The organism is Streptomyces sp. NPDC003077 (assembly GCF_040611095.1).
Classification (GTDB): Bacteria; Actinomycetota; Actinomycetes; order Streptomycetales; family Streptomycetaceae; genus Streptomyces.
Genome location: NZ_JBEXNM010000065.1, coordinates 42,249 through 51,341 on the forward strand (window position 1 = coordinate 42,249; position 9,093 = coordinate 51,341).

Here is a 9,093-nt window from a genome sequence, read left to right on the forward strand (position 1 = left end):
CGTCCCTCTCAGCCCTTGGCCACGGCGCGCAGCCGGTCCACCACGTCGGCCCGCAGCTCGGCGGGTTCCAGCACGACCACGTCCGGTCCGAACTCCACGAGCCAGGCGTCCAGCCCGTGCCCGTAGGGGATCTCCAGCTCGTCCCAGCCGTCGTCCAGCGCCCGGACGCTCAGCGCGCGGGCGCGCAGCGGGTAGCCGTGGTCGGCGCGGAGCCGGATCCGGGCGGTGCCGGTAGCGGTCTCCCCCGCCCAGCTCTCGACGGTCTCGCGGACGGTGACGTGGTCGGGCACCTCGGCGGTGAACGCGCCCTGCCGGGAGCGGACCTTGCCGGTGATCCGGGAGAGCCGGAAAACGCGCTCGGCCTGCCGGTCGCGGTCCCAGCCGGCCAGGTACCAGTGACCCCGCCAGCACTCCAGTATCCAGGGCTCGACCTGGCGCTTCTCCGGGTGGGCGGCATTCGACCGGCGGTAGTCGAAGACCACCGGACGGCGGTCGCGGCAGGCCAGCATCAGCGGCTCGAAGGCCGCCTCGTGGGCGGGGATGCGCGGTTCGAGGGCGCTGTGGACCTGCGGTCCGTCGTACGCGGCGCCGTCCTCGGCCAGCGGCATCCCGGCGGCCCGCAGCTTCTGCAGCGCGCCGCTGGCGGCCCCGGCCAGCCGGGCCTGCTGCCAGATCTTGGCGGCCAGCCCGAGGGCGGCGGCCTCCTCGGCGTCCAGGGTGATGGGCGGCAGCCGGTTGCTGTCCCGGCGGGCGAGGTAACCGGTGTCGCCTTCGAGCCCCTCGACGGTCTCGATGACGAGGCCCAGCTCGCGGAGATCGTCCTTGTCCCGCTCGAACATGCGGTTGAACGAGTCGTCACTGCCCGACGGGCCGTCACCCGACCCGAACGCCTCGACGTACGCCTCGATCGAGGACCGCAGCTCGTGCTTGGTGAGCGGGCGCCGGGTTCCCAGCAGACACAGCGCCAGGTTCATCAACCGCTCCGCCTTGGCAATCGCCATCGACGCCCTTTCTTTTCGCACTCCCGACCGTCGACCGTACCGCCCCCGGTCCGTACGACAAAAGCCGAGTCCCCCCACCAGGAAGGACCCGCCCTCCCCCGGCCACACCCTGACCGGATGCCGACGGTCGACACGACACAGAATCGAGCCCGTCCGGCGCTTGAGGACAACGCCCCCGGCGTTCACCGGACCCAAAAACACCCGCACCCAGCCCCCACCGCCCCCAGGCGCACCGGCGCGCATCTCATGCCCGTCCGTTCCCGGATACCGGAGGACGACGAGCCTCCACATCCAGCCCGTCCGGCGCTTGAGGACAACGCCCCCGGCGTTCACCGGACCCAAAAACACCCGCACCCAGACATCCGCCCCCAGGCGGACACGGCACGCATCTCAAGCCCGTCCGGCGCTTGAGGACACCCACCGGCGGTCCGACAGACACGGCACAAAACCCAGCCCGTCCGTCGCGGAAGGACGACAAGCCACCACACCCAGCCCGTCCGGCGCTTGAGGACAACGCCCCCGGCGTTCACCGGACCCAAGAACGCCCGCACCCAGACATCCGCCCCCAGCCCCCACCGCCAAAACGCCAACGACCCGGCGACCAGACCCCCCGCAAGGGGCCGGCCACCGGGTCGATGTCCCGGAAAAAGGGACAGGCCCCGGAAAGGGGATACGTCCCAAAAAGGGAAAGACCTCAGACCGAAACCAGGTCGCAGACGAAGATCAGCGTCTCACCCGGCGCGATCCGGCCACCGCCGGCCCCGCGGTCGCCATACGCCAGGTGCGCCGGAATCGTCAGCCGACGACGGCCACCGACCTTCATCCCCTGGATGCCCCGGTCCCAGCCGACGATGACCTGACCGGCACCGAGCTGGAACTGCAGCGGCGTGCCGCGGTTCCAGCTCGCGTCGAACTCCTCACCGGTGCTGTAGGCGACGCCGACGTAGTGGACGGAGACGGTGTCCCCGGCCTTGGCGACCGGCCCGTCGCCCTCCCACAGGTCCACGATCTCCAGCTCGGTGGGGGCCGGGCCCTCCGGGAAGTCGATCTCGGGCTTGTCGATGTTCACGGATGTGCTCCTATGCGCGAATCTTTACGAATCTCGCACAGTCTCGCAGATCACCGATCAGGCCGTGCCCAGGATGTCCACGGAGAAGACCAGCGTGTTCTTCTGCAGCTCGCTGCTCGGAGCGTCACCGTAACCGAGCTTCGGCGGGATCACGACCAGCACCCGGTCCCCGACGTGCTTGCCGACGAGCGACTGGTCCCAGCCCTTGACGACCGACTGGTTACCGATCTGGAAGGCGGTGGCCCCACCGTGGTCCCAGGAGGAGTCGAACTTCTTGCCGTCCTCCCATTTCACGCCGGTGTACTGGGCGATCAGCCCCTGTCCGGCCTTGACCTCCGGGCCCTTGCCCTTGATGAGGACCTGCTGCTTGAGCTCGGTGGGGGCCTTCTCGCCCTTGGGAACGGTGATCTCCGCGGCCTTCTCCCCCTCGGCCTTCACCTTCGGCATCCCGTCCTCGGGCGCCGCCTGCTCGCCCTCGGCCTTGGCCTTCTTGTCCACCGAGGCGGTGCCCGCCACGTCCACGACCCACACCAGGCCGTCCTCGGGCTTGATGCCGGCCTGCGGGTTCAGCTCACCGACCAGCGCCTTCGCCGTGCCCTCGACCTCGACACGGCTGCCGACCTTCTTGCCCTCCACGGCCTTCAGCAGGTGCTCCATCACGGCGGGCGGGAGCTGCCCCTGCGGGTCCTGCGGAGCGGTGGTCTGTACGAGCATCTGGTGGCGCGGCAGCTTGGGGTCCATGTTGGGCCGCGGGGACCAGGTGTCGCCGAGGTTCTGGCCGTCCTTCATGGTCTGGCCGGCGTAGTCGAGCCGGACGTAGTCGCCCTTCTTCACCGTGGCGCCGTCGCCCTCGATCACCGTCTTGGTGACCACGTCGTCGCTCGGCTTGGCGTCCTTCGGCGTGGTGATCTTGGGCTTCTCCCCGAACTTGCCCTCCACCTTGACGACCGCGGAGCCCGATGAGCCCTCCTTGCCGTCGTCGTTGCCGCAGGCGGTGGCGAAGAGCAGGAGGGGCACGGTCAGCGCCGCGGCGGCGGCGCGCCGGGTGTTCTTCGTGAGGTTCATCAGTCCAACTCGGGCTCGGGGGATCAGTGGGCAGTGCCCGCCACTCTACGACCTGCCCCCGGAACCGGAACCCTGTACGACGTGGCGGGGTGCCAGGAGCCTCCCGCCCCCTGGCACCCCGCCACGTCGGCCGCCGCGCCTCACATGCCCGCGATCAGCTTCTCCACCCGGTCGTCCACGGAACGGAACGGGTCTTTGCACAGCACCGTGCGCTGCGCCTGGTCGTTCAGTTTCAGGTGGACCCAGTCCACCGTGAAGTCCCGGCGCTGTTCCTGGGCGCGGCGGATGAAGTCACCGCGCAGCCGGGCACGCGTCGTCTGCGGGGGCACGGACTTGCCCTCGAAGATTTTCAAGTCGTTGCAGATGCGGGCGGCTTGCCCCTTGCGTTCCAAGAGGTAGTACAGCCCCCGGCGGCGGTGGATGTCGTGATAGGCGAGGTCTATCTGCGCGATCCTCGGGTGCGACATCGTGATGTTGTTCTTCGCGCGGTACCGCTCGATCAGCTGGTATTTCATCACCCAGTCGATCTCGGTGGCGACCTTGTCGAGGTCTTCGTCCCGAATGGCGTCGAGGGTGCGGCCCCAGAGTTCCAGGACGCGTTCGACGGTGCCGGTGCGGATTCCGCGCCGTTCGCAGAAATCCACGGCCTTTTCGTAGTACTCCTGCTGGACCTCCAGGGCCGACGCCTCGCGCCCGCTCGCCAGCCGGACCTTGCGCCGGCCGGTGATGTCGTGGCTGACCTCGCGGATGGCCCGGATCGGGTTCTCCAGCGTCAGGTCGCGCATGACCGTGCCGGCCTCGATCATGCGCAGCACCAGGTCGGTGGCGCCGACCTTCAACAGCATGGTCGTCTCGGACATGTTGGAGTCGCCGACGATGACGTGCAGCCGGCGGTAGCGCTCGGCGTCGGCGTGCGGCTCGTCGCGGGTGTTGATGATCGGCCGCGAGCGGGTCGTCGCCGAGGAGACGCCCTCCCAGATGTGCTCGGCGCGCTGGCTGACGCAGTAGACCGCGCCGCGCGGGGTCTGCAGCACCTTGCCCGCGCCGCACAGCAGCTGGCGGGTCACCAGGAACGGGATGAGGATGTCCGCGAGCCGGGAGAACTCCCCGTGCCGGGCCACGAGGTAGTTCTCGTGGCAGCCGTAGGAGTTGCCCGCCGAATCGGTGTTGTTCTTGAAAAGGTAGACGTCGCCCGCGATTCCTTCCTCGTGCAGGCGGCGTTCGGCGTCCACGAGCAGACCTTCGAGAATGCGCTCACCGGCCTTGTCGTGGGTGACCAGTTCCGTCACGTTGTCGCACTCGGGTGTTGCGTATTCCGGGTGCGATCCCACGTCGAGGTACAGGCGGGCGCCGTTCCGCAGAAAGACATTGCTGCTGCGGCCCCATGACACGACACGGCGGAAGAGGTACCGCGCCACTTCGTCGGGAGACAGTCGGCGCTGTCCCCTGAACGTGCATGTGACGCCGTACTCGTTCTCCAGCCCGAAAATGCGGCGGTCCATGATGGAACATTACGCCTGACGGCCTGCTCTGAAACCGTGTTCGACGGCCCCTTTCCGATCATTTTCCGCCGTGACCGGCGCGTGCGCGGGCCGCGCGGGAGGCGCCAGGAACCGCCGGGCGGCCAGCATGACGAGCAGCGCGGCGACGCCGCCCGCGCCCGCGACGCCGAATCCGGCCGCCGGTCCGCCCGCCTCCACGGCGGGCCCGACGGCGGTCATCCCGACCGCCGACCCCACCCCGAACGCCGTGACGAGCCAGGAGAACGCCTCGGTGACCGTCCCCCGCGGCGCGTGCCGGTCCACGACCACGAAGGCACAGGCGAGCGCGGGCGCCAGGAACACCCCGGCGAAGGCGGCCAGCGCGGTCATCCCCGCCACCCCTGGCGTGAGCGCGAGCGGCGCGTACCCCAGCGCCAGCAGGGCCATCAGCACCCGCAGCCGGCGCTCCGGCTCCCCCTGCCACTGGCGTGCCCCGTACGCCACGCCGCCCACCAGCGCCCCGGCGCCCAGCGCGGACAGCAGGTAGCTGGAGACCAGGCCGCCGCCGTGCTCGTCGGCGTACGCCACGGCGGCCACCCCGATCGAGCCGAGCGCCAGGCCGACGAAGAAGAACGAGCCGATGAGCACCAGCAGCCCGGAGGAGCGCAGCGCCCCCAGCCAGTGCGCCTCGCGCGGCGCGCTGCGCCACTTCCGCGAGGGCGGGGAGAGGACGACGGACAGCGCGCCGAGCACCCCGAGGGCGTTGACGACCAGCACCGCGGCCCCTTCCGACCAGGCGGCCACGGACAGCGTCAGGACCAGCGGCCCGACCGCGAACAGCACCTCCTGGGCCACCGCGTCCAGCGCGTAGGCGGCGTGCACCCGGTCCTCGCGCTGGAGCACGGACGGCCACAGGGCGCGCAGCCCGCCCTCCAGCGGCGGGGTGAAGAACCCGGCGACCACCATCGCCGCGTACGCCACCGGCAGCGGGTCCAGGCCGACGGCCACGAGCAGCACCATGCCCAGGGCGGAGACCACGGCCGAGGGCAGCAGCACCCGCGGCTGCCCGTACAGGTCCACCGCCCGGCCGAGCAGCGGCTGCCCGAGGGCGTTGAAGACGCCGTAGACCGCCGACAGCGCGCCCGCCAGGACGTAGCTGCCGCCCTCGGAGCGGGTGAACAGGACCACCGCCAGTGGCCCGATGGCGTTCGGCAGCCGGCCGACCAGCGTCCCGGCCAGCAGCCGCACCGCGTGCCGCGTCCTGAGCAACTGCGCATACCCCGTCGCCATGCCCGCCCCTTCCTGCCCGGGGCCACCCGGGAAGTGTTACGTATAACGTACCGGCGTCATACGTAACATGGCGGCGGACCGCAGGTCCACCCCCCATTCACGACTCGATCCATTTCGTTTTTTCTCCATCAAAAGCCTGTGCCGAGTACGAGGAGCGAAGACCCCCGGTGATCTCCCACGACCCGCCCCGCCCCGAAGCCCTGCCCGCCGGGGCCCCCACGACCCGCCCCACGCGGGTGACCAGCCGGGACGTGGCGCGGGCCGCGGGCGTCTCCCAGGCGGCGGTCTCGCTCGTGCTGGGCGACAAGTGGCGCGGCCGGGTCTCCGCGCCCAAGGCCGAGGCGGTGCGCACCGCGGCCCGCGAACTCGGCTACCGGCCCAACCTGGCGGCGCGCAACCTGCGGCTGGGCCACACCCGCACCGCGCTCCTCGTCGTCCCCGCGCTCACCAGCGAATTCTTCGCCCGCGTCTACACGGGCGCGGCCCGGGTCGCCGCCGACCACGGGTTCGGCGTGGTCCTGTACCCCTCCCCCGAGGGCATCGGCCCGGCGCGCGACCCGTTCGCCTCGGCGAGCGCCGCGCTGGACGGCGTGATCGCCTCCTCCATGGCGGCCGAGGCGCTGGCCGCGCTGCGCGGCGAGGGCCTGCCGCTGGTGATGCTGGACAGCGACCCGCGCGACCCCCGCGCCGCGGCGACCGTCAACCTCGACCTCGCCGACGGCGTCCGCCAGGTGATCGCGCACCTGCGGGACCTGGGCCACCGCCGCATCACCCACCTCGCGGCCGATGTCGACTCCTGGACCTTCGCGCTGCGGGCCCGCACCGTGGCCGAGACGCTGCGCGAGGCGCCCGGCGTGGTGCTGCGCACCGAGCCCGCGGCCCTGGACGTGACGGCGGCGCTGCGCGCGGCGCGGGCGGCGCTCACCGCCCCGGGCCCGCGCCCCACCGCGCTGCTGTGCGACGACGACATCCTGGCCGCCGGCGCGTGCAAGGCCGCCCGGCGGCTGGGTCTGCGGGTCCCCGAGGACGTGTCGGTCACCGGCTTCGACGACCTGGCGCTGGCGGGGGCGGTGGAACCGGAGCTGACGACCGTCCGGCTGCCCGCGGAGGAGTTCGGGGCGGCGGGGATGCGCGCCCTGATGGCCGCGCTGGACGGCCGGCCGTCCGGGCCCACGACGCTGCCGGTGACCCTGGTCCCGCGCGGTTCGACCGGGCCCGCGCCGGCGGACGCCCCCGAAAACGCCGCACGCCCCGGTGGGGACTGACCCACCAGGGCGTGTGCGGAAGAACGCGGAGCGAGGAGCGCTCCGGGGCGGCGCCTACTCCGAAGTGCCGGAGGACTCCGAGGAGCCGGAGGACTCGCCCTCGGCCTCGTCCGCGCCGTCGGGCAGCGCGGCGCCGTTCTCCTCCAGCAGCCGGGAGAGCTGCCGGCCCAGGATGCGCTTGAACTTGCGCTGCTGCGGTCGCGTGCGGTCCAGCGTCGCGACCTCAAGCTGCTCGGCGGTGAGCGTGCGCTCGCCACCGTTGTTGTCCCGGGACAGGGACTCCACCGCGAGCTTGAGCGCCTCGCCCAGCGTCATGCCGTCCCGGTGCCGCTGATCGAGGTAGCTGCTGATCTGATCGGAATTGCCACCGACCGCGACCGAGCCGTGCTCGTCCACGATCGAGCCGTCGTGGGGCAGCCGGTAGATCTGATCGTCCTCGGGCGCGGCGCCGACCTCGGCGACGATCAGCTCGACCTCGTACGGCTTCTCGGCCGCGCTGGAGAAGATCGTGCCGAGCGTCTGGGCGTAGACGTTGGCCAGCCCCCGCGCCGTCACGTCCGCGCGGTCGTAGGTGTAGCCCCGCAGATCGGCGTACCGCACGCCGCCGATGCGCAGGTTCTCGAACTCGTTGTACTTGCCGACCGCCGCGAAGGCGATGCGGTCATAGATCTCGCTGACCTTGTGCAGGGCGCGGGAAGGGTTCTCGGCGACGAAGACCACGCCGTCGGTGTACTGCAGCACCACGACGCTGCGCCCGCGCGCGATGCCCTTGCGGGCGTACTCGGCGCGGTCCTCCATGGCCTGCTTGGGTGAGACATAGAACGGCGTCGACACCGGCTATCCGTCCCTTTCTGTCAAAGGCTCTCTCAGTGACGCGTGCATACGGATCAGCCGTCCGTCAAAGGAGCGCGGCGCGCGGGCCGTCCGGCTCCTCCAGCCGCCGCTCCTGGATGGCACGGGCGATCTCCGACACCTCGGCCTCGGTGAGCTTGCGGAAGCCGTCCTCGGTGATGACCGTGACGATGGGGTAGATCCGCCGGCCCAGGTCGGGCCCGCCGGTCGCCGAGTCGTCGTCCGCGGCGTCGTAGAGCGCCTGGACGACGGCGGTGGCCGCCTGGTTCTCCGTGAAGTCCTCGCGGTAGAGCTTCTTGAGCGAGCCGCGGGCGAAGACCGAGCCGGAGCCGGTGGCCGCGAACCCGTGCTCCTCCGAGCGCCCGCCCGTCACGTCGTAGGAGAAGATGCGGCCCTTCTCGCGGTCGATGTCCCAGCCGGCGAACAGCGGCACCACGGCCAGGCCCTGCATGGCCATGCCGAGGTTGCCGCGGATCATCGTGGACAGCCGGTTGGCCTTGCCCTCCAGCGAGAGCTTGGCCCCCTCCACCTTCTCGAAGTGCTCCAGCTCCAACTGGAAGAGCTTGACCATCTCGACCGCGAGCCCGGCCGTGCCGGCGATGCCGACCGCGGAGTACTCGTCGGCCGGGAAGACCTTCTCGATGTCCCGCTGCGCGATCACGTTGCCCATCGTCGCCCGCCGGTCACCGGCGAGGATCACGCCCCCGGGGAACGACACCGCCACGATGGTCGTGCCGTGCGGCGCCTCGACGGCCCCCTTGACGGGCGGCAGCGGGCGGTTGCCCGGCAGCAGCTCCGGCGAGTGGTCCGAGAGGAAGTCCATGAAGGACGAGGATCCAGGCGTCAGGAAGGCAGCTGGTAGACGCCCGGTGCTGCGAGTGTTGGCTTCCACACGTTTCCTTCCGGATATTCGGCGGCCCGCCCCTCCCCGGGACGGTGCGGCCGACTTCTCATTTGTCCAGCGCTGCGACGCAGCCGAGGGTCGGTACGCCGAGACCCTACCCGTCTCCCGGGCATGATCCACATGCTGTGCTGCCGACACCGCCGCCGGTGCTCCCCTGAGCACCGGC

8 protein-coding genes are annotated in these 9,093 nt (G+C 71.2%); 1 reads left to right on the forward strand and 7 read right to left on the reverse strand.

Annotation, left to right across the window (positions count from 1 at the left end):
• Positions 1 to 8 precede the first annotated feature (8 nt).
• The 5 genes from ABZX96_RS30865 to ABZX96_RS30885 form a co-directional block, all read right to left on the reverse strand.
• Positions 9 to 1,001: a WYL domain-containing protein gene (locus ABZX96_RS30865; protein ID WP_355550737.1), complete on the reverse strand. Its 993-nt coding sequence runs from the start codon at positions 999 to 1,001 to the stop codon at positions 9 to 11.
• Between the two features lie 694 nt (positions 1,002 to 1,695).
• Positions 1,696 to 2,070 (reverse strand): FKBP-type peptidyl-prolyl cis-trans isomerase, encoded by a 375-nt coding sequence (locus tag ABZX96_RS30870; protein ID WP_355550739.1) that lies wholly within the window; start codon positions 2,068 to 2,070, stop codon positions 1,696 to 1,698.
• Positions 2,071 to 2,127: 57 nt separating this feature from the next.
• On the reverse strand, positions 2,128 to 3,135 hold the full coding sequence (locus tag ABZX96_RS30875; protein ID WP_355550741.1) for an FKBP-type peptidyl-prolyl cis-trans isomerase: 1,008 nt from the start codon (positions 3,133 to 3,135) through the stop codon (positions 2,128 to 2,130).
• 140 nt (positions 3,136 to 3,275) lie between these two features.
• On the reverse strand, positions 3,276 to 4,637 hold the full coding sequence (gene pafA, locus ABZX96_RS30880) for a Pup--protein ligase (RefSeq protein ID WP_355550743.1): 1,362 nt from the start codon (positions 4,635 to 4,637) through the stop codon (positions 3,276 to 3,278).
• Between the two features lie 9 nt (positions 4,638 to 4,646).
• A complete protein-coding gene (locus ABZX96_RS30885; protein ID WP_355550745.1) occupies positions 4,647 to 5,906 on the reverse strand; it encodes an MFS transporter in 1,260 nt (419 codons plus the stop codon).
• Between the two features lie 200 nt (positions 5,907 to 6,106).
• Between ABZX96_RS30885 and ABZX96_RS30890 the strand changes: the two genes are divergently transcribed.
• Positions 6,107 to 7,171 (forward strand): LacI family DNA-binding transcriptional regulator, encoded by a 1,065-nt coding sequence (locus ABZX96_RS30890; protein WP_355550759.1) that lies wholly within the window; start codon positions 6,107 to 6,109, stop codon positions 7,169 to 7,171.
• A gap of 54 nt (positions 7,172 to 7,225) precedes the next feature.
• On the opposite strand, the gene prcA is transcribed toward ABZX96_RS30890, so the two are convergent.
• A complete protein-coding gene (gene prcA / locus ABZX96_RS30895; RefSeq protein WP_355550746.1) occupies positions 7,226 to 8,005 on the reverse strand; it encodes a proteasome subunit alpha in 780 nt (259 codons plus the stop codon).
• A gap of 64 nt (positions 8,006 to 8,069) precedes the next feature.
• Positions 8,070 to 8,915 (reverse strand): proteasome subunit beta, encoded by an 846-nt coding sequence (gene prcB, locus ABZX96_RS30900; RefSeq protein WP_355550748.1) that lies wholly within the window; start codon positions 8,913 to 8,915, stop codon positions 8,070 to 8,072.
• Between the last annotated feature and the right edge of the window lie 178 nt (positions 8,916 to 9,093).

Excerpts from the sequence above, each read along its gene's own strand:
- ABZX96_RS30865 (WP_355550737.1), bottom strand. The coding sequence starts at position 1,001 with ATGGCGATTGCCAAGGCGGAGCGGTTGATGAACCTGGCGCTGTGTCTG.
- ABZX96_RS30875 (WP_355550741.1), bottom strand. The coding sequence starts at position 3,135 with ATGAACCTCACGAAGAACACCCGGCGCGCCGCCGCCGCGGCGCTGACC.
- pafA (WP_355550743.1), bottom strand. The coding sequence starts at position 4,637 with ATGGACCGCCGCATTTTCGGGCTGGAGAACGAGTACGGCGTCACATGC.
- ABZX96_RS30885 (WP_355550745.1), bottom strand. The coding sequence starts at position 5,906 with ATGGCGACGGGGTATGCGCAGTTGCTCAGGACGCGGCACGCGGTGCGG.